The sequence below is a fragment of the Streptococcus pseudopneumoniae genome (genome assembly GCF_001073085.1).
GTDB lineage: Bacteria > Bacillota > Bacilli > Lactobacillales > Streptococcaceae > Streptococcus > Streptococcus pseudopneumoniae_M.
In genome coordinates this window covers 58,632-77,868 of sequence record NZ_JVFV01000043.1, presented here as the reverse complement: position 1 = coordinate 77,868, position 19,237 = coordinate 58,632, and the positions used below count along the sequence as shown (strand labels likewise).

16 protein-coding genes, 1 CRISPR repeat array and 1 riboswitch (1 of these 18 running past the window's edge) are annotated in these 19,237 nt (G+C 40.4%); of the genes, 4 read left to right on the top strand and 12 right to left on the bottom strand.

All coding sequences use genetic code 11. The features are described 5' to 3' along the window. A CRISPR array of direct repeats spans positions 1-1,040; the repeat unit is 36 nt; unit sequence GTTTTAGAGCTGTGTTGTTTCGAATGGTTCCAAAAC (it extends 579 nt beyond the left edge of the window). Positions 1,041-1,244: 204 nt separating this feature from the next. Continuing rightward, positions 1,245-1,553 (top strand): hypothetical protein, encoded by a 309-nt coding sequence (locus tag ADH90_RS09695; RefSeq protein ID WP_049531096.1) that lies wholly within the window; start codon positions 1,245-1,247, stop codon positions 1,551-1,553. A gap of 114 nt (positions 1,554-1,667) precedes the next feature. On the opposite strand, the gene ADH90_RS09690 is transcribed toward ADH90_RS09695, so the two are convergent. The 8 genes from ADH90_RS09690 to zapA all read right to left on the bottom strand — a co-directional run bounded on the left by ADH90_RS09690 (position 1,668) and on the right by zapA (position 11,192). Beyond that, positions 1,668-2,564 carry a TDT family transporter gene (locus ADH90_RS09690; protein WP_049531094.1) on the bottom strand — a complete coding sequence of 299 codons (897 nt, stop codon included), beginning with the start codon at positions 2,562-2,564 and terminating at the stop codon, positions 1,668-1,670. Between the two features lie 108 nt (positions 2,565-2,672). Then, positions 2,673-3,737, bottom strand: a complete 1,065-nt coding sequence (locus ADH90_RS09685) for an acyl-CoA dehydrogenase family protein (protein ID WP_049531093.1) — start codon at positions 3,735-3,737, stop codon at positions 2,673-2,675. A gap of 14 nt (positions 3,738-3,751) precedes the next feature. Beyond that, positions 3,752-4,300 carry a carboxymuconolactone decarboxylase family protein gene (locus tag ADH90_RS09680; protein WP_049531092.1) on the bottom strand — a complete coding sequence of 183 codons (549 nt, stop codon included), beginning with the start codon at positions 4,298-4,300 and terminating at the stop codon, positions 3,752-3,754. Between the two features lie 225 nt (positions 4,301-4,525). Beyond that, complete coding sequence (locus ADH90_RS09675) at positions 4,526-5,704, bottom strand: ryptide export MFS transporter (protein ID WP_049531091.1); 1,179 nt, start codon at positions 5,702-5,704, stop codon at positions 4,526-4,528. A gap of 393 nt (positions 5,705-6,097) precedes the next feature. Further along, complete coding sequence (locus ADH90_RS09665; protein WP_049531089.1) at positions 6,098-7,420, bottom strand: alanine/glycine:cation symporter family protein; 1,323 nt, start codon at positions 7,418-7,420, stop codon at positions 6,098-6,100. Between the two features lie 90 nt (positions 7,421-7,510). Further along, positions 7,511-7,599: riboswitch (glycine riboswitch) on the bottom strand. A 146-nt stretch (positions 7,600-7,745) separates the two neighbouring features. After that, positions 7,746-10,082, bottom strand: a complete 2,337-nt coding sequence (locus ADH90_RS09660; protein ID WP_049531087.1) for an endonuclease MutS2 — start codon at positions 10,080-10,082, stop codon at positions 7,746-7,748. A 262-nt stretch (positions 10,083-10,344) separates the two neighbouring features. Next, complete coding sequence (locus ADH90_RS09650; RefSeq protein WP_049531084.1) at positions 10,345-10,893, bottom strand: CvpA family protein; 549 nt, start codon at positions 10,891-10,893, stop codon at positions 10,345-10,347. Further along, positions 10,890-11,192, bottom strand: a complete 303-nt coding sequence (gene zapA, locus ADH90_RS09645) for a cell division protein ZapA (RefSeq protein WP_049503020.1) — start codon at positions 11,190-11,192, stop codon at positions 10,890-10,892. Before zapA ends, ADH90_RS09650 begins: the two co-directional genes overlap by 4 nt. A gap of 86 nt (positions 11,193-11,278) precedes the next feature. Here zapA and rnhC point away from each other — a divergent pair, with 86 nt between their 5' ends. From rnhC to ADH90_RS09630, 3 genes are all read left to right on the top strand, one after another. Beyond that, complete coding sequence (gene rnhC / locus ADH90_RS09640; RefSeq protein ID WP_049531083.1) at positions 11,279-12,160, top strand: ribonuclease HIII; 882 nt, start codon at positions 11,279-11,281, stop codon at positions 12,158-12,160. A gap of 3 nt (positions 12,161-12,163) precedes the next feature. Further along, entirely contained in the window at positions 12,164-12,778 is a 615-nt protein-coding gene (gene lepB, locus ADH90_RS09635) for a signal peptidase I (protein ID WP_049531082.1), read from the top strand. Positions 12,779-12,878: 100 nt separating this feature from the next. Next, positions 12,879-15,245 carry an ATP-dependent RecD-like DNA helicase gene (locus ADH90_RS09630; RefSeq protein WP_049531081.1) on the top strand — a complete coding sequence of 789 codons (2,367 nt, stop codon included), beginning with the start codon at positions 12,879-12,881 and terminating at the stop codon, positions 15,243-15,245. A gap of 47 nt (positions 15,246-15,292) precedes the next feature. Here the strand turns inward: ADH90_RS09630 and tig are convergent, their stop codons facing one another. From tig to liaF, 4 genes are all read right to left on the bottom strand, one after another. Next, positions 15,293-16,576: a trigger factor gene (gene tig / locus ADH90_RS09625; protein WP_049531080.1), complete on the bottom strand. Its 1,284-nt coding sequence runs from the start codon at positions 16,574-16,576 to the stop codon at positions 15,293-15,295. Between the two features lie 231 nt (positions 16,577-16,807). Next, on the bottom strand, positions 16,808-17,440 hold the full coding sequence (locus ADH90_RS09620) for a response regulator transcription factor (RefSeq protein ID WP_049531079.1): 633 nt from the start codon (positions 17,438-17,440) through the stop codon (positions 16,808-16,810). Between the two features lie 18 nt (positions 17,441-17,458). Then, positions 17,459-18,448, bottom strand: a complete 990-nt coding sequence (locus ADH90_RS09615; protein WP_049531078.1) for a sensor histidine kinase — start codon at positions 18,446-18,448, stop codon at positions 17,459-17,461. Beyond that, positions 18,445-19,143: a cell wall-active antibiotics response protein LiaF gene (gene liaF / locus ADH90_RS09610; RefSeq protein ID WP_049531077.1), complete on the bottom strand. Its 699-nt coding sequence runs from the start codon at positions 19,141-19,143 to the stop codon at positions 18,445-18,447. The genes ADH90_RS09615 and liaF overlap by 4 nt, the downstream gene beginning before the upstream one ends. Positions 19,144-19,237 lie beyond the last annotated feature (94 nt).

Genomic DNA, 19,237 nt, shown 5'->3' with positions numbered 1-19,237 from the left:
TTAAAAATATTAATGGTTTTAGAGCTGTGTTGTTTCGAATGGTTCCAAAACTAGCGATATTGTTTCGTGTCTGTGTCTGTAGTTTTAGAGCTGTGTTGTTTCGAATGGTTCCAAAACTAACAACTCGTCCTAATGTTTGGATAAACCGTTTTAGAGCTGTGTTGTTTCGAATGGTTCCAAAACCTCAATAACAGAGTTCACACCACCGCCGCCGTTTTAGAGCTGTGTTGTTTCGAATGGTTCCAAAACCATCAAAAGCCCATCTGTCTTGGTCATCAGTTTTAGAGCTGTGTTGTTTCGAATGGTTCCAAAACTTTGGAATAAGTCAAGAGATAAGTGATATAGTTTTAGAGCTGTGTTGTTTCGAATGGTTCCAAAACTCAACAAACACTGTTGAAGTATGAGCATGAGTTTTAGAGCTGTGTTGTTTCGAATGGTTCCAAAACGTTAATTAAATATATTTGTTTAACAACATAGTTTTAGAGCTGTGTTGTTTCGAATGGTTCCAAAACCTGTCGCCAAGTTAGGTCTAAACTTCTTACGTTTTAGAGCTGTGTTGTTTCGAATGGTTCCAAAACGCCCACCTGCTGCGTTCTAGAGTCGTCTGTGTTTTAGAGCTGTGTTGTTTCGAATGGTTCCAAAACATGCCGATGATTGAGTTAGCATATTCTCCCGTTTTAGAGCTGTGTTGTTTCGAATGGTTCCAAAACTTCTATTGGCCAATTTGGAAACATATGGTGGTTTTAGAGCTGTGTTGTTTCGAATGGTTCCAAAACAAGCGGATAAAGTATTAGCTTCGCTAAAACGTTTTAGAGCTGTGTTGTTTCGAATGGTTCCAAAACCTGTCGCCAAGTTAGGTCTAAACTTCTTACGTTTTAGAGCTGTGTTGTTTCGAATGGTTCCAAAACGCCCACCTGCTGCGTTCTAGAGTCGTCTGTGTTTTAGAGCTGTGTTGTTTCGAATGGTTCCAAAACAAAGTTAACGAAACCAATGATATTTATGCGGTTTTAGAGCTGTGTTGTTTCGAATGGTTCCAAAACTAAAAACAAAAGGCTTAAAATGATTACAAACAGTACATACCTAGAAGACCTAGAATGGGATGAGAAGCTAAAGGATGAAGAAAATTTTTCAGAATGGTTAAGTCAATCTGTAGGATTTTAAAGGTTTAAAATATGTAGTTGGGATTTATAAAATCCCTCTACTAACTCATAGAATATGGGTAACATGGAAAGGAATGATAGAAAATGAAAATGTTTAATTTGTGGAAGTATTCAATCGCAATTTTTATGGCAATCTTGTTACTTTGGGTAAATTTTGCCCCAAAAGGTAAAATTGAAGATGTAAAACCAATAGAGAAGACTCAACAAATAAAAGATGATGATTTGAAAGTTGAGCTAAAAGATGGTGTTGTTTTAGGGAAATACTATACAGAGAAGTCTAACACTGAAAAAGGGTACTATATTATAGTTTGGGATGCAGACTATAATAAACCTATTGAATATGATGTAGACTTTGGAGAATGGTCTAAAATCCATTTTGGTGATATTTATTAAAGGCTCTAAAATCGTCTGTAAGTTTTAGAGCTGTGTTGTTTCGAATGATTCCAAAATACTTCTCAAACTAAATATAGAATAACCCCCTAACACTTCTCCGTGCTAGGGGGGCTTTTAGTTTCTTAAATATCGTATATACTCTACTAATACGTAGGTGAGGATTGTTAAACAAATGATAGTTTCCAGCCAAACGAGGAGGTTAAGGACTGGAAACTGCAGAATGCCTTGGGCCATTTTCAATGAAGTTGCTGTGATGATAGTTGGAAAGGTTAGGGCTGAAAAAGCTGGTTGAAATCCCTGTTTTAAAATCCTTGGCAAACGACTGAGGACAAAGAAAAAGAAAGCCTGAGATGCAAGTATCATGACTAGCAAAATCCAATCATGAAGAGCTGAACCTCCGATTCGAACGAGTGCTGCTAACAGTAGAGAAAAGGGAGCACAATAGATTCCTTCTTGCCCCAGTAAAGCCCGTGGCAATGGATTACTTTTCAAATCTTGATAAATCAGAGGATAAAGGAAAAGGGTTAAGGTAAAGCCAAAAATCCAAGCGCCATAGGCAATCTCGACTATACCCACCACTGGGTAGGTCAAGCTTGCTACTGCAATCCCCACATAGAGAACTGTCCAACTTGGCGTTGCGTTCGTTCTTGGTTTAGTCTGCACATAATTTTTAGTGAAGTAGATGATTAACCCTACATCCAGTAGAAAGGCAAACCACCAAAGAGCTTGCGCTATGATACCCATACTCGTAGGTAAGATTCGCAGTAAGTAGGTTGATAAAATCATCCCTGCCATGGGAAAGGTCGCCATTCCCGATAATAGAGGAGCTTTCTTAAGTTCTTGCTGGCTCTCTTGCCAATCACTAAGATGACTGTATAAAAAATAAAACCATAAAATCAAGCCTGACAAACTAAAGACGTGCGATAATAGTGGAAAAATATCCAGGATGAGATTGCCTGCTCCAGCCAATCCCAATAAGCACCCTGAAAAGGCCAAGGGGAGTTTTTTCATGTGAACCTCCAATAGTCATGTTATTATCAGTATAGCATAAAAGCGCTTAAATGAAGTATTAAAAAACGAAGTTTAAAAAGATAAACCTCGTTTTTATTTTCTTTATTGTTAGTTTGTCGCTAGAATATGTCGCAATTGCACTGCACTAGGAGAAACAATTGGCAAAAAGGCACCTTCATTCCAACGACGTATGAAACCAGATGTCGATTTACTAAAATATCCTCTACCGCCACCAGCTTGTAGTTCTAACAAGAGACTTTGAGCAACAACATCAACAATATCAATTCGTAACTGGAATAGCTCACGCGGATTTCTAACGAAATAGGACTCTTCAGATAGTCCTTGATAGAGAGAATGTCGAATATCATCTAACTGTTCGACCTGATGCTGCCATTCTTCCTTCAAGACACCTCGTTTCCCCAATTCTTTTTCGACTTCTGAGAGTGAACGTTCAGCCAAACCAAAGGCTAGGCCAAATTGGTAGCCTAAAAAGGCTGGACGATTTTGCGCTAAAAATTGATGGGCATCCCTCGATAGAATCCACTCTTCCTTTAAAGGGACCTTGTTAAAAGTCAGAGCTGCTGTATTTCCTCCTTGGAGAGAAACAAATTCCAAATCTTCGGAACGACTAAAGTTTTCTGCGTCCGATGGTACAGCTACTACGTAACTTTGACTCGGGTCATCTGCAAATCCTGCTACAAAAATAGTGAGGAAGCGATTCCTACGAGCATTGGTTACCCAAGGAAGTCGTCCTTTTAGGTAATAATTCCCATTTTCTTCAAGGATTCGAACATTTAGTTCTTCTAAGTCAGATAGATACTTTACTGCATTAGATAAGGCCGTAGCGCCTGCATATTCTCCTGATAAGAGTTTTTCCAAGTAAACTTCTTTGAAATAAGCATTATCAGTATGAAGAATATTGTCTATTAAAGTTCGTTGCCCCCATGAAATAAAGGAGGCTGTTAAGGAATGTTGAGCGAGTTCAGCAAGGATATCGATAACATCTTGATCATTTCCACCTAGCCCTCCAAGAACTTTGGGAACCCCTACACGAAAGGCGCCTTCTGCAGCAATTTTCTCAATCAGTTCTTCTCCAGCTTGACATGATTTTTTGTCAATTTCATCAGCGTGCTGGTCTAACCAGCTTAAAAATTCTTCTGAAAAAAATCCCATACTTTGTCCTCCTCTTATGCATAAGGTTGTAATTCTGGATTAATCGGTGTGTTAGCTAGGTTGTTAGCATAGTTACAAAGACTTGCTAGACTGACACCGAGAACAACATCCAAGGCATTTTCTTGCGTATAGCCAGCTGCAAGGAATTCTCCAAGAGCTTCATCTCCTACGCGCCCTTTGGTATTGATGACTGCCAAGGTAAACTTAGCTAGGGTATCCAGCTTAGGATCGCTTTCGATTGGGGTACGATTGCGAAGGGCTTGGAGAAGGTCATCATTCATCTGGATTTGCTTGATAGAAAAGGCTGTGTGACCAGCGACGCAAAAGGCACAACCATTGGTTACAGCTGCAGTGATTTGCACCACTTCGCGCTCTACAGGTGTTAGACTATTGCGACGGTTAATAGCTCCAACAGTTCGGTAAGCTTCTAGGGCTGTAGGGGCATTGGCCAAAAGACCGATAAGATTTGGGATATAGCCATTGTTATCCTTTTGTACCGTTTCAAGAACTTCTTTCACTTCTGCTGGCGCTGATTCTACTGTATGGATAGTAAATGTTGTCATAAGGGGACCTCTTTTCATTTTGTAATTAAATAGTTTCTGCGAAAATCTTACGAAATCTCATCAGCCTATTGAACAAATCCTTGCCTTGATTGATGACTCGTTAGCTTTTCGTTGACAATAAGTCTAACACAGAATCTATACCTTGCATAATATATATTTTAAATTGCACTGATAAAAAATTTTTATGAAAACAAAAAAATCACACCAGATGTGTGATCATAACTGTTAATCTATCTGATGCTTGTTTCTTAAAACTAAGATGGACTCTACTAACAAGCAGAAAATAGCCAAGCCAAAGCCAGTAAATACTCCAAAATATTCTGTGATAAAACTCATTAGAAAAACAGAAGCAGAAAAGGCCAATGTAGAGACAACTTCGATAACGGAGTAAACATTCACAAGTTCCTTCTCATCAACCGATTCCTGTAAAAATACACTCTCAGGGACTTCCTTAATCTGAGATAGAAAACCAATTACTAGAGATAGGAATAGAAAAGCAGGTGGATTTGGAAATAACACTATCAACAGAGTTACTAGTGCTGTAGCTAACAAAGAAAAGGTCATAGTTTGATATTTATAGGTAACAACTTTCTCTGCTAAACGGAAGACAATAGCACCTCCCAAGATAATCCCCAAGGAATAGGCTGTATTGACATAGCCCCAATAGCTTTCTGACTGATGTAAAATCTCAGTCACAAAAACAAGTAAAACAGAAGATACCCAGATAGCATTGGCTAAAATTTCTAAAAGATTGGCCTGGACAATAAAACGTAATCTTGATTCTTTAGCCACCAATCGCCAACCTTTTGTTAGCGTCTCAAGACTTGTTTCAGAGGACACCTCTTCTTTTTCGACTAGTGGCAAAACGAACATCAAAATCGTCGAAATTGTGAACAAAACTAACACAATGAGCAGGCTAGGATTCATTCCCAGACTCGCAAATAAGAAACCTCCTAATCCCCAACCAACTAGTTGTACACTTTCACCACTCATAGAAATGGCTGCATTCGCTTTAGCTAAATCTCTCGCATAGCGTGGAACAATCGCATAGGAAATGGGCGCTGCAAAACCATCCAAAACGGAGATTAAGGTAACAATAGCATATAAAAAAGAGAGGGAAATAGTTTCAGATTGCTTGAGTAGAAAAACCAAAATCGCTAGCAGAATCGTCTTACCAAATTGAGTCAAGAAAAGAACACGATTTAAAGCTAATCTCTTCGTTACTAATGGAACTAAGAAACTAGCTAAAAAGGAGGATAGTCCAATCAGAATTGGTACTAGAGAGGTTGAAATGACAGAACCAGATAAGACAAACACATTTGCAATCACAATGACTCTAAAAAAGACATCTGCTAGATTTGCTAGTCCCTGTGAAGTCACTAATTTTCGAATATCTTTTGACATAAACACCTCCAGTTTATTTTTCTTTCGCACTTAGATGAAACAAGACATATCAGACCAAAAACAGATTTATGTTGACTATTATACAATAAATAAAAGTGCAAATAAAGAATATCATAAAAGAGGTACTCTTGAATTTCATTCATCTTATGACATAATACTCTTCGAAAATCTCTTCAAACCGCGTCAACGTCGCCTTGCCGTATATATGTTACTGACTTTGTCAGTTCTATCCACAACCTCAAAACAGTGTTTTGAGCAACCTGCGGCTAGTTTCCTAGTTTGCTCTTTGATTTTCATTGAGTATAAAATAAAAGACTAGCCCTAGTAGTGAAAAAACTAGCATCTCACAAACAGATGCTAGTCTTATCTATAAATGGGAATATCAATCTTACATTATTTATCAAAATACTTCTTCGTCTCAGCGATAACGACTGGTGATAAGGCTAAGAGTGCAATCAAGTTTGGTAGAGCCATGAGGGCATTAACAATATCCGCAATGACCCAGACCATATCCAACTCGATGAATCCACCTAGTAAGACCATGAGTACAAAGACCACACGATAAAGCCAGATAAAGCGAACGCCAAAGAGAAACTCAAAGCAACGCTCTCCGTAATAGTTCCATCCCAAAATCGTGGTAAAGGCAAAAAGTACCAAGAAGGTTGTTAGAAGAGCAGGTCCAAAGAAAGAGAAGACTGTAGAAAAAGCTGACTGAGTTAGAGCAACGCCATCTAAATTACCATTCCAAACCCCAGTCACCAAGATGGTCAAACCAGTCAATGTACAGATAATCAAGGTATCAATAAAGGTTCCTGTCATGGAAATCAAACCTTGCTCCACCGGCTCATTTGTCTTGGCTGCCGCAGCAGCTATTGGAGCTGAACCCAAACCAGACTCATTTGAGAAAACCCCACGCGCCACACCATTTTGAATAGCCATCCGAACACTCGCTCCTGCAAATCCTCCTACTGTAGCTACTGGACTAAAAGCTGATGTGAGAACCAGTGAAAGTGTTGCAGGTACTTTATCGATATTAAAGAGAATGACCGTCAAGGTTCCCAAGATATAGACAATAGCCATAAAGGGAACAACTGTAGTTGACACCTTTGAAATCGACTTGAGTCCACCAAAGACTGCTATCCCTACGAAAATAGATAAAACAAGTGCAGTAATTGTCGGATCAATACTAGCCGTATTTTGCACGGATTCTGTAATGGAATTCACCTGGGTAAAAGTACCAATCCCTAAAAGTGCAACCAATACTCCAGCTATAGCAAAGAAGATTGCAAGAGGGCGCCATTTTTCGCCCATCCCTAGAAGAATATAGTGCATCGGTCCTCCTGCGATAGCGCCATTTTCATCCTTACTCCGATATTTGATAGCCAGTAAGCCCTCTGCATACTTGGTCGCCATTCCAAAAAAAGCTGCTATCCACATCCAGAAGAGGGCACCAGGACCTCCCACCTTGATGGCTGTTGCCACCCCGATGATGTTTCCTGTACCAACAGTTGCTGCTAGGGCTGTACACAAGGCAGCAAAGCTCGACACATCTCCATGCCCCTTATCCTTGGTAAAAATAAGCTGGAAGGCCTTAGGGAGACGCAGGATTTGTAAAAGCCCTAAACGAAGAGTCAAGTAAATCCCTGTACCAACCAATAAAATCAAAAGGGGTGGTCCCCATACTAGAGCATCTAGCTCTTTTAGCAAATTTAACATACCATTCTCCTATCTATTCAACTCCAAAAGAAAGAGCACATGTTGGAAACATGTACTCTGGAATGCATCGATAAATGCCAAAAAGCGCTCTATCATTGCTCTGTCCTTTTACCTGAGAGTTTGAGCAGTTGCCTGCCTTGCCCCTTCGGTGCCTTTACGGTCTCTCCAGAGTTCCGTCCATTTACAGTCATGAAAAATCAAGGACTTTCCACTTCTATTAAACTTCATTCGGTGTTGTATTTAATTTTTACTTATTTTACAAGAAAAAACTGTCCTTGTCAATTGTTTTCGGAAAATTTTATAACAATTTTCTGAAACTCATATTCTAACCTTTAAAGGTTACAATGGTTGCGCCAGATCCGCCTGCATTTTGTGGTGCATAGCCAAAGCTCTTGACCTGTTTATTTCTTTGTAGGTACTTAGTTACCCCTTCACGGATGACACCTGTACCGATACCATGGATGATGTCGACTTGGGCCATATTGTTGAGTAGGGCTTGGTCGATAAAGGCATCCAAGGCTTCCATAGCCTCCTCGTAGCGTTTGCCACGAAGATCTAGTCGAGCCTGTGGGCCTTTGCCTGCTGCACGTTTGACGACGTTGACTTGTTTCTTCTTGACTGGCGCTTCTTTCTGGGCTTGAACCAAGTCAAATTCTTTCTCCTCAAGCGTCATCTTAATCAAGCCGACTTGAGCTTCCCAACGGCCATCCTTGAGTTGATTGGTCAAGGTACCACGTTGACCATAGCTTAAAACGATAATATCATCTCCAACTTTTGGAGCTCGTTTCTTCTTAGCTTTTTGGAGAACCTTGTTTTTAGAAAGGTCAACTTTTTCAGGGGCTAATTTTTTGAGTTTAGCCTTGGCTTCGATAATCTCATGTGGTTTTAGTTGAGATTTACTGTGAAGATTTTTAAGTATATCATCACTCTCAGCTAGGGCCAAATCAACAATCTCAGCAGCTTGCTCACGCGCCTTATTGAGTTCTGTTTCCTTTTCACGATTGAGCTCGTTATAGAGTTTTTTAAGCGCACGGTTCATCTTGAGGTTTTCTTGCTCGACTTGGCGAATATTCTCAAGACGTTTCCGGCTTTCAAGTGTTTGTTCTTCCAATTGCTCAATGATGCGATTGACATCATTGTCTTGATTAATCTGCTTGCTGGCATCACCTACGATGACATCTGACAAGCCTAGACGTTTGGCAATTTCAAAGGCATTGCTTCGACCTGGAACTCCCTGCATAAAGCGATAGGTTGGGCGCAGGCTAGCTGTATCAAATTCCATACTTGCATTTTGAACATAGGCCGTTTCAATACCATAAGCTTTTAGTTCAGGATAGTGAGTGGTTGCCATAGTCTTGACCTGACGCAAACGCAAGTCTTCTAGGATTGACATGGCAAGAGCAGCCCCTTCTTGGGGATCTGTTCCTGCTCCAAGCTCATCAAGTAGCAAGAGCGAGTTTTGATTGACCTTACCAAGAATATCTACGATATTAGTCATGTGACTAGAGAAGGTTGACAGACTTTGCTCGATGGATTGTTCATCCCCGATATCCGCAAATATCTCCTCGAAAATCCCTACACGACTGCCCTTATCGGCTAGAATTGGCAGACCTGACTGGGCCATCAATTGCGTCAAACCTAAGGTCTTCAGCATGATGGTCTTACCACCAGTATTGGGACCAGTGATGACGATAGCTGTTAATTCTTTGCCGAAGTGCACATCATTTGCGACTGCATTCTTCACCAAGGGATGACGAACGTGAAGCAGTTGAATCTCCTGTCCCTCAGACACTTGAGGTACTACTGCCTCCGTCTCTTGGATAAAGCGAACCTTAGCACGAATCAGGTCCAAATGTCCGATAATCCAAGCATCATTGGCGATTTCAGCTGCGTGTGGTCTTACTCGTTCAGAGAGTTCTTGGAGGATACGTAGCTTCTCATAACGTTCATCTGCACGAAGACTTGCAATCTCCTCACTTAACTTGACTACTTCACGCGGTTCGATATAGACAGTATTACCACTAGCAGAGATATCATGTACTACACCAGCAATCTTATTACGATAGGTATTCTTGACTGGAAGGACTTGGCGACCATTTCTACTTGCGATGATACCTTCAGTCAACATCTGTGCCTTTTGTTTGAGAAGATCTTGCAGGACATCACGGACTTGACTTTCACTATCATGGATTTTTCGACGGATTCGTGCCAAATCCTCACTAGCAAAGTTCTCAATAAATCCAGCTTCGTTGATAGCTTGTAGATTTCCCTGTAAATGTGGGAAGTCATGAAGTTTTTCAAACCAGTTAGCTAGGTGGTCTAAACGTACATTTTCAAGATTGTCATAAAAATTCTGCAATTCACGACTGGCAAAGATGACACGTTTGAGAAGGAGAAATTCCTCGATATTGAGGTCAGCACCCATCTCCAAACGTTTGGAGGTCGCTGCAATATCTTTTGTTGCAGAAATGCTGAAATGAGGATGCTCAACAAAGAGTTCTTGCATTTCCTTCATCTCTGCAAAAGCTTGCTTAATCTTGTCTCCTTTATCAGTCGGAGTAAGTTCTTTCAACTGCACTAGTCCTTGCTCGGTCAAAAGATGAGGTTCAAATAAAGCCTTAACCTTATTAAATTCTAATGTTTCTAGTATCTTTTTATTCATTTTCTTTTCCTTCGTAATGAGCGAATAATTTTTAAAATTCTCACTCTTTTCAAAAAGGCTCCTAAACTATTGATACTCAATGAAAATCAGAGAGCAAACTAGGAAGCTAGCCGTAGGTTGCTCAAAGCACTGCTTTGAGGTTGTAGATAAGACTGACGAAGTCAGTCACATATATAATCCAAGGCGAAGCTGACGTGGTTTGAATTTGATTTCCGAAGAGTAGGAAATTGTAAACAAAAGGCTAGGAATTGTTCCCGCCCTTTTATCCGATTATTTTGGTTACCCAGAGTTGTTTAATCACATGACTAGTGATGGGAACACTCTGGATAATATGTTTAGCTACAAAACTGTTTTCAAGTGAATTTTGAACAATTTGTAAAGGAACAGTCGCAAGAATGGTCAGTATCATCTGGAGGACAAATAAGGTCACAGCCAGAGATAAAACACCTGCACCTATACGGAAATATTGGCCCTCTAGCTTTTTAGTCGGTAGAAGATTAAGAAAGAGACCCACCAAACGACCAATGCAATAAAATATAGTAAAGGCTAAGAGGTAACCAATCCCTGCATAAAAGACCTTGTCCAGTTGGAAAAGTTGATTGGATGGGAAAAAGAAGGTTCCCTGCCCTTCCTGTGGACTTGCATATGGGATCAACAAATCAAATTGTTTCCCTAAAGATTGATAAAAATTTCCTGCAAGAAGAGCTGAAATCACAGTTGCTACAAAATAGTAAATCTGTAGAACCAAACCTCTACGATAACCGATATAAAAGCTCCATGCAAGAACCAATAAGAGAAGGACGGAAATCATAGGGAATCCTCAATCTTGCTCTGTTCTTGTTTAGTCGCTACAACTTGATGACGGAGGGCGTCTAATTCTTGTTCCTTATCATCAAATTCAATCTCACGACTGAGTTGAGTTGACAAGCTATTGACTGCTAATAAAATAGCGATTGTCTCATCATCCGCTCCAGGCATCTGCTCTTTAATTGCTTCATATTTTTCTGTTGCGACCTTGGCAATTTCCTCCATAAAGAGGTTGTCATGCTCAGTTGTTAGGGTCAATGTTTTTTTTCCGAATGTAAACTTGTATCGATTTAAATTTGCCATAAAATTCACCTCACGATATTATACCAAATTTCACTAAGTTTGTCAGTTTTTACCAATTCTACGGCTTTTATGGTACAATAAGAGTTATGGCAAGTATTACATTAACTCCGAGCGAAAAGGAAATCCAAGCCTTTGTTCAAAAGCATGAAAAAAAACTCGCTCCAAGTAAAAACCCATATATTCGCTACTTTTTCAAGCTTCCGCAGGCAAGTGTTTCCGTCTACACTTCTGGAAAAGTCTTGCTTCAGGGAGAAATGGCTGAAAACTATGCCAGCTTTTTTGGTTATCAGGTCAGTCAAGGAACTAGCGGACAAAATTTCCCCTTGATTGGAACAGATGAGGTGGGGAATGGTTCCTACTTCGGTGGTCTGGCTGTAGTAGCATCCTTTGTGACTCCTGACCAACATGACTTCCTACGAAAACTAGGTGTAGGGGATTCTAAGACTCTGACAGACCAAAAGATTCGTCAGCTTGCCCCTCTGCTTAAGGAGAGAATCCAGCACCAAGCGCTGCTTCTTTCTCCAAGTAAGTATAATGAAGTCATTGGGGAGCGCTACAATGCCGTTTCCGTAAAGGTAGCTCTGCATAATCAAGCGATTTTTCTCCTCCTCCAAAAAGGAGTCCAGCCAGAAAAGATTGTGATCGATGCTTTTACGAGTGCTCAAAACTATGAGAAGTACTTGAAAAATGAAGCTAATCACTTTTCTAATCCAGTCAGTCTGGAGGAAAAAGCCGAAGGTAAATACTTGGCTGTCGCTGTTAGCTCAATCATTGCACGTGATCTCTTTCTAGAAAATCTCGAAAATCTGGGGAGAGAACTTGGTTATCAACTTCCAAGTGGGGCTGGAACGGCTTCTGATAAGGTAGCTAGCCAAATCCTCCAAGATTATGGTATGCAGGGGCTCAACTTCTGCGCCAAGCTACACTTTAAAAATACTGAAAAAGCAAAAAAACTGCTAGAAAGGTAAATTATGAAATATTTAAAATCGTTTTTAAAAGAGTGGGGGAGTTTTATCCTCATCATCACTCTTGTCGCACTTAGCCGTCTCTTTCTCTGGAGCAATGTCCGTGTGGAAGGACATTCCATGGATCCAACCCTAGCTGATGGAGAAATCCTTTTCGTAGTTAAACATCTCCCAATCAATCGTTTTGATATTGTGGTTGCTCATGAAGACGATGGGAACAAGGATATCGTTAAACGCGTCATTGGTATGCCAGGAGATACTATCCGTTACGAAAGCGACAAGCTCTATATCAATGGTCAAGAAACTAATGAGCCCTATTTAGCAGAATACCTTAAGCGTTTCAAGGAAGATAAACTCCAAAGCACCTATACTGGAAGTGGTTGGGATGGCAAAAAGGGCGAATACTTTAGAACTTTAGCTCAAAAGGCTCAGGCCTTTACCCTAGATGTTAACTACAACACTAGCTTTACCTTCACTGTTCCAGAAGGAGAATACCTCCTCCTAGGTGATGACCGTCTGGTATCTAGCGATAGTCGACATGTTGGTACCTTTAAGGCAAAAGATATCACTGGTGAAGCCAAATTCCGCTTCTGGCCACTCAAGCGTATCGGAACATTTTAAAAACTAGGAAGAGGCCGAGAATTTCCCATCTCAGCCTCTTCTCATTCTATTTTGACTAAATCTGGGATACATTTTCTCAGAAATTAATGTAAGGAATTTTATGGAAGTTTATTTTTCAGGCACCATTGAACGCATTATTTTTGAAAATGTCAGCAATTTTTTCCGTATTTTACTTCTAGATATTGAGGATACCAATGCTGAAGACTTTGATGATTATGAAATCATTGTCACAGGTACCATGGCTGATATCATTGAAGGAGAGGAATACACCTTTTGGGGACAAATCGTCCAACACTCCAAATATGGTGAACAGCTACAAATGACTCGCTATGAGAGAGCCAAGCCAACTAGTAAGGGCTTGGTTAAGTATTTCTCCAGCAGTCATTTCAAGGGAATTGGACTCAAAACAGCCCAGAAAATTATGGATATTTACGGTGAAAACACTATTGACAAAATCTTAGAAAATCCAGACAAACTCCAGTCTATCTCTGGCCTCTCTGCTAAAAATCGTGAAGCCTTTGTCTCAACACTTCGTCTTAATTACGGAACAGAGATGGTTTTAGCCAAACTGGCTAATTACGGCATCCCAAATAAGCTAGCCTTTCAGATCCAAGACTTTTACAAGGAAGAAACGCTAGATATTGTTGAGAACTATCCCTATCAACTGGTTGAGGATATCAAGGGCTTGGGATTTACCATCGCCGACCAACTGGCCCAAGAATTGGGAATTGAAAGCCAGGCTCCCGAGCGTTTCCGTGCGGGTCTTATCCATAGTCTCTTTCAAGGTTGCATGGAGACGGGAGATACCTATATGGAAGCTAGAGACTTGTTGGAGCAAACCCTCAACCTTCTGGAATCCTCCCGTCCAGTCGAACTAGATCCGAGTCAAGTTGCCCAAGAACTTGCTTATCTGATTGAAGAAGATAAGGTCCAGCAGATTGATACCAAGATCTTTGATAATAGCCTCTTTTTTGCAGAAGAAGGGATTCGCAGTCATCTCATCAGAATACTCGAAAAAGATCAAAGTAAAAAACAGGATCTAGAAACCATTCAAGAACATATCGCAACTGTTGAGGAAGAACTGGGGATTGAGTATGATAGCATTCAAAAACAGGCCATCTGCGATGCTATCCAGAACAAGGTCTTTATCCTTACAGGTGGACCTGGTACAGGTAAGACTACTGTTATCAACGGCATTATCGCTGTCTATGCTCTCTTAGAAGGGATAGACCTCAAGAAAAAGAGCAATCTACCCATTCTCCTAGCTGCTCCAACTGGTCGCGCAGCCCGTCGCATGAACGAATTGACAGGTCTACCAAGCGCTACCATTCACCGCCACCTGGGCATGACTGGAGATGACGACACTAGCCATCTGGAAGATTATCTGGATGCTGACTTTATCATCGTGGATGAATTCTCCATGGTAGATACTTGGTTAGCCAACCAGCTCTTCTCCAATATCTCCTCTACCAGTAAAATCCTCATCGTTGGAGATAGTGACCAGTTACCTTCTGTCAGTCCTGGTCAAGTCCTAGCCGACTTGCTCCAGATACCAACCATCCCTCAAACACGTTTGGAAAGAATCTACCGTCAGAGCGAAGAATCGACCATCGTCACTCTTGCAAGTCAGATTCGTCAGGGAATATTGCCTGCAGATTTTACCCAGAAAAAAGCAGATCGCTCCTACTTTGAAATCGCTAGTAACCATATCCCTGCTAGCATTGAAAAAATCCTAGGTGCTGCTATCAGAAGTGGCATCCCTGCTCGTGATATTCAAGTTCTTGCCCCTATGTACCGTGGAACTGCTGGTATTGATGCCATCAACCAGCTCATGCAAGACCTCCTCAATCCTCCACAAAAAGACCAGCTTAGCTTTGAAGCTCCTCAGTGTCACTATCGAACAGGAGATAAGGTCATTCACCTAGTCAACGATGCAGAGGTCAATGTCTTTAACGGTGACTTAGGCTACATCACAGACTTGATTCCAGGAAAATACACTGAATCCAAGCAAGATGAAATTGTCATCGATTTTGACGGCAATGAGGTCTCCTATCCTCGAAATGAATGGTACAAGATTCGCCTAGCCTATGCCATGAGTATCCATAAGTCTCAGGGTAGCGAGTTTCCAGTTGTTATCCTGCCTATCACCAGTGCAAGTAAGCGCATGTTAGAACGCAATCTCATCTACACTGCTATCACTCGTGCAAAAAGTAAGCTCATTTTACTAGGTGAACTACAGGCCTTTGACTATGCAACTCAACATATCGGAACAGCTCGTAAGACCTATCTAATTGAACGTTTCGCTGACTTAATAGAATCAACTGATGGAACTAGTAAATCAGCTACTGAAGCTACACCAATTACAGAAACTGAACAATCCTACATCCTAACCGAAGACAACTGGTCTAATATTCCAGCCATGATTGGGATTACTGAAGAAGACCTGCAGGAGATTTTCGGAAAATAAAGCATAAGAAAACCCACCGAATCCGGTGGGCTTTTATCTTGTAAAGATTATTTTACTGTTGCAGTGCTTGTGATCAATTCAACAGCTTTTTTCACTGCGATATCGTGTTTCAACATTTCAGCTGAAAGCAAGCTTTGTACTTGTGCAACTTCCATGTTGTAATCTGCAGCCAATTGCTCGATTTCTTTTTGGATTTCTTCTTCTGAAGCGTCAAATCCTTCAGCTTTCGCAACTGCTTCGATAACAAGGTTAGTCTTCGTACGTGACTCAGCTTCTGCTTCGTATTGTTTGTGAAGGTCTTCTTGAGTAGTTCCAGTGATTTGGAAGTACATGTCAGGGTTGATACCTTGACGTTGCAAGTTTCCAAGGAATTCATTTACTGAACGGTGAACTTCTTCATGGATCATTTCTTCTGGAAGTTCTACGATTTCAGCATTTTCAACTGCTTTATCGATCGCTGCACCTTCAACTGCATCCTTGTATGCTTCTTCTTTAGCAGCAGCCAATTCGTTGCGGTATTTTTCTTTCAATTCAGCAAGTGTTTCAACTTCTTCGTCGATATCTTTTGCAAGCTCATCGTCAAGAGCTGGAACTTCTTTAGCTTTTACTTCGTGGATAGTTGTTACGAATTTAGCTTCTTTACCAGCAAGGTCTTCAGCTTGGTAGTCTTCTGGGAATGTTACAACTACATCAACAGTTTCACCAGCTGAGTGACCTACCAATTGGTCTTCGAAACCAGGGATAAATTGACCTGAACCAAGTCCAAGTGAGAAGTTTTCACCTTTTCCACCGTCAAATTCAACACCGTCGATAGAACCAACGAAGTCGATCACAACAGTGTCGCCGTTTTCAGCAGCACCTTCTTTGATCACCAATTCAGCCAAGTTGTTGCGTTCACGTTCGATACGCTCTTCAACGTCAGCATCTGTTACTTCTTTTTCTACATCAACTGATACTTCAAGGTTTTTGTAGTCACCCAATTTAACTTCTGGTTTTGTAACAACTTCAGCAGTGATAACCCAATCTTGACCTTTTTCCATTGAAGTTACGTCAATTTTTGGTTGTGCAACTACTTCAAGACCAGCTTCTTTTACAGCTGCTTCATAAGCGTTTGGCAAAAGAGCGTTCATAACGTCTTGGTAAAGTGACTCTTCACCAAATTTTTGGTCGAAGATAGAACGTGGAAGATGACCTTTACGGAAACCAGGAACATTAAGAGATTTCTTTACTGAGTTAAATACACGATCCAATTCTGGTTTGATTTGGTCTTGAGAGATAGTGAAAGTCAAGACACCACGGTTTGTTTCTTTGTTTTCAAATGATACAGACATTCTGTCATTTCTCCTTAAAATTTTTTTAAATACAGTCTATTATATCATATACTAGTAACTTTTTTCAAGTCAGAACCGAGTTTTCAGTACTGCTTGAGATACTTGCTAATTCTAAATCACTGTTTTATGGCTAAATGTATCCAATTTACCAAGAAAAAGTATTAAAAACTTATTTCAAAGAAAAAATTACCTTTGGAACAGAGAATTATGATTTCACTCCAAAAGATTCCTCTAGAAGTCCTCATGCCCTACTAAGTGATGCTGAAAGGCATATACTGCTGCCTGGGTGCGGTCACTAACCTGAAGCTTTGCTAAAATATTGGATACGTGGGTCTTGACTGTCTTGAGAGAGATAAAAAGCTCATCAGCAATGCGCTGATTTTCATAGCCCTTAGCGATCAGTTGAAGGACATCTCGTTCACGAGCTGTCAGATCTTCATGTAATTCAATATGATTGCGGTTATATTCTACCTTCTTACTTACCTCTTGTTCAATGGCTAGCTCTCCAACCGCCACCTTACGAACAGCGTGTAACAATTCATCTGCACTGGACGTCTTGAGCATATAACCTCTAGCTCCAGCATTCAAGACCGGCATGATTTTTTCATTGTCTAGGTAAGAGGTCACGATTAATATTTTAGCTTCTGGCCATTCTTTGAGAATAGCTAGTGTTGCATCAATCCCATTGACTTCAGGCATGACAATATCCATGACAATCACATCTGGACGAAGTTCCAAGGCCATGGAAATTCCTTCCGCACCATTGGTTGCTTCTCCTACAACCTCTACATCATCTTGTAATTCAAAATAACTTTTTAAACCCAGACGCACCATTTGGTGGTCATCTACTAATAATAGTTTCATTTCATTTCCTTTTGTTAGTCACTCAAGCAAGGGAATGCGGATATCCACTGCCAAACCCTGCTTAGGAGCCGTCATCAATTGTACTGTCCCAGCCATATCTTCCACTCGTTCTTTGACATTGCGTAGACCATAGCTTAGTTCATCAACATCATCTAGCTGAAAACCACGACCATTGTCTGCAACCTTCAACTGTAATTCCGTTTCCGTTTGATAAAGGTAAACATCTAGATATGAAGCTTGGGCATGACGGAGTGTATTACTAATCAATTCTTGTACAATCCGAAAAATATGTTCTTCAATCTTTTTAGGTAGTGCAGTTACCTGATATTTAAAGCTTACCTTCAATTCACTTTTTTCTTCTAGCTCTTTGAGGAGTAGCTGAATACCCTCCACCAAGCTTTTTTGTTCCAGTTCAATTGGTCGTAAATGCAAAAGAAGAATGCGCAAGTCTCTTTGAGCTGTCTCTAAAATGGCAGTCACACTTTGGAGTTGTGTTTGCATCTTCTCTCTGTCTAATTTGGAAGCTTGTTGACTGAGCCCTGATAAAATCATATGGGCAGCAAAAATTTCTTGGCTAACTGTATCATGCAAGTCACGCGCGATTCGCTTGCGCTCCTTTTCAACAATTTCTTCTTCTTTGACCAAGGCCTGATTGTCTGCTTTTTGAATAGCTTCTGTCAACAAACCGAGCTTTCCTGACAAATTTCTAAAACTTGCATCTAAGTCAGCATCTTCCAGACTTTCAATATCTTTGCCAGCTATGAGACGTTTGAGATTTGCTTGGATTCTTCTCTTTGAAATTTCGTCAACCATTGTCCAGAATAGGACTAATAAAAAGGCTAGAGCAAGACTAAACATCAGGGCTAGAAAAAGGACTTTTTCTGTCTTTTCTAGATCCTGAAAAAGAGAAGTCCACTCCAAATCCAAGATCTTAAAAATGCTTCGAAATAGAAAAGCAACAAAGAGAAATGAGGTGAGTCCAATTAAAATATAGGGTTGCTTTTTCATCCTCTCACCACCTCAACATCTCCAACCATGGTTGTCAAAAGAATCTTAACACTCTTAGGACTCTTGAGATAATCTCTGGTTTCTTGATGAAATTGCTCATTACGTAGAGCACGTTTAGGCTGGTCAAAGAAGGTTAAATCTCCGTACAGAGAATTGACACTTAGACTGACTTCTACATCCACTGGTACGATAATTCTAGTAGTGCCGACTAGCTTTCTCAAGATGATGACATTATCATGATTGCTTAAAATCACGTGCTCCAGATGAATAGTATCCTTCCCCATAAGACGAAAAAGATTGATATCATCAAAACGACAAGTCTGGTAGCTTGAGAAGTGGTGTAGATTCCCAAACCAGCGATTTTTCTCCCTCTTCACCGTCACTACTTCTTCAAAGAACAGATTGGTGTCTTCTCTTTCCTGATTCATCATAGGATATAGCAAGAAGAGACTATAAATCAAAGCCACAAAGATAGCTAAAATGACAAAGGGATTGAGCATGATGATAAAGAAAAATAGGATGCTCACTGCCACTAATATAAGGTTATTCCCCTGTCTTCCAGTATAGTATCGAATCAGCAGTAAAAACAAGAGCAAGATCAACAGAAAACGGGAAAAATGCTCTGATACCATCATAATCAGAGCTCCTGTTAATAAACAAGCTTCAATAAATAGAAAAATTTGAAATTTTCGCATGTATCCGTCCTCTCTATTTTATTGTATCACAAAACCAAAAAGTCACATCAGTCTGAGGAATGATAAAAAGATCGGGATAAAAATCCCGACCTCC

Excerpts from the sequence above, each read along its gene's own strand:
- ADH90_RS09620 (WP_049531079.1), bottom strand. The coding sequence starts at position 17,440 with ATGAAACTATTATTAGTAGATGACCACCAAATGGTGCGTCTGGGTTTA.
- liaF (WP_049531077.1), bottom strand. The coding sequence starts at position 19,143 with ATGCGAAAATTTCAAATTTTTCTATTTATTGAAGCTTGTTTATTAACA.
- ADH90_RS09695 (WP_049531096.1), top strand. The coding sequence starts at position 1,245 with ATGAAAATGTTTAATTTGTGGAAGTATTCAATCGCAATTTTTATGGCA.
- ADH90_RS09660 (WP_049531087.1), bottom strand. The coding sequence starts at position 10,082 with ATGAATAAAAAGATACTAGAAACATTAGAATTTAATAAGGTTAAGGCT.
- ADH90_RS09690 (WP_049531094.1), bottom strand. The coding sequence starts at position 2,564 with ATGAAAAAACTCCCCTTGGCCTTTTCAGGGTGCTTATTGGGATTGGCT.
- lepB (WP_049531082.1), top strand. The coding sequence starts at position 12,164 with ATGAAATATTTAAAATCGTTTTTAAAAGAGTGGGGGAGTTTTATCCTC.
- tig (WP_049531080.1), bottom strand. The coding sequence starts at position 16,576 with ATGTCTGTATCATTTGAAAACAAAGAAACAAACCGTGGTGTCTTGACT.
- ADH90_RS09650 (WP_049531084.1), bottom strand. The coding sequence starts at position 10,893 with ATGATTTCCGTCCTTCTCTTATTGGTTCTTGCATGGAGCTTTTATATC.
- ADH90_RS09630 (WP_049531081.1), top strand. The coding sequence starts at position 12,879 with ATGGAAGTTTATTTTTCAGGCACCATTGAACGCATTATTTTTGAAAAT.
- ADH90_RS09680 (WP_049531092.1), bottom strand. The coding sequence starts at position 4,300 with ATGACAACATTTACTATCCATACAGTAGAATCAGCGCCAGCAGAAGTG.
- ADH90_RS09665 (WP_049531089.1), bottom strand. The coding sequence starts at position 7,420 with ATGTTAAATTTGCTAAAAGAGCTAGATGCTCTAGTATGGGGACCACCC.
- rnhC (WP_049531083.1), top strand. The coding sequence starts at position 11,279 with ATGGCAAGTATTACATTAACTCCGAGCGAAAAGGAAATCCAAGCCTTT.
- ADH90_RS09675 (WP_049531091.1), bottom strand. The coding sequence starts at position 5,704 with ATGTCAAAAGATATTCGAAAATTAGTGACTTCACAGGGACTAGCAAAT.
- ADH90_RS09615 (WP_049531078.1), bottom strand. The coding sequence starts at position 18,448 with ATGAAAAAGCAACCCTATATTTTAATTGGACTCACCTCATTTCTCTTT.
- zapA (WP_049503020.1), bottom strand. The coding sequence starts at position 11,192 with ATGGCAAATTTAAATCGATACAAGTTTACATTCGGAAAAAAAACATTG.
- ADH90_RS09685 (WP_049531093.1), bottom strand. The coding sequence starts at position 3,737 with ATGGGATTTTTTTCAGAAGAATTTTTAAGCTGGTTAGACCAGCACGCT.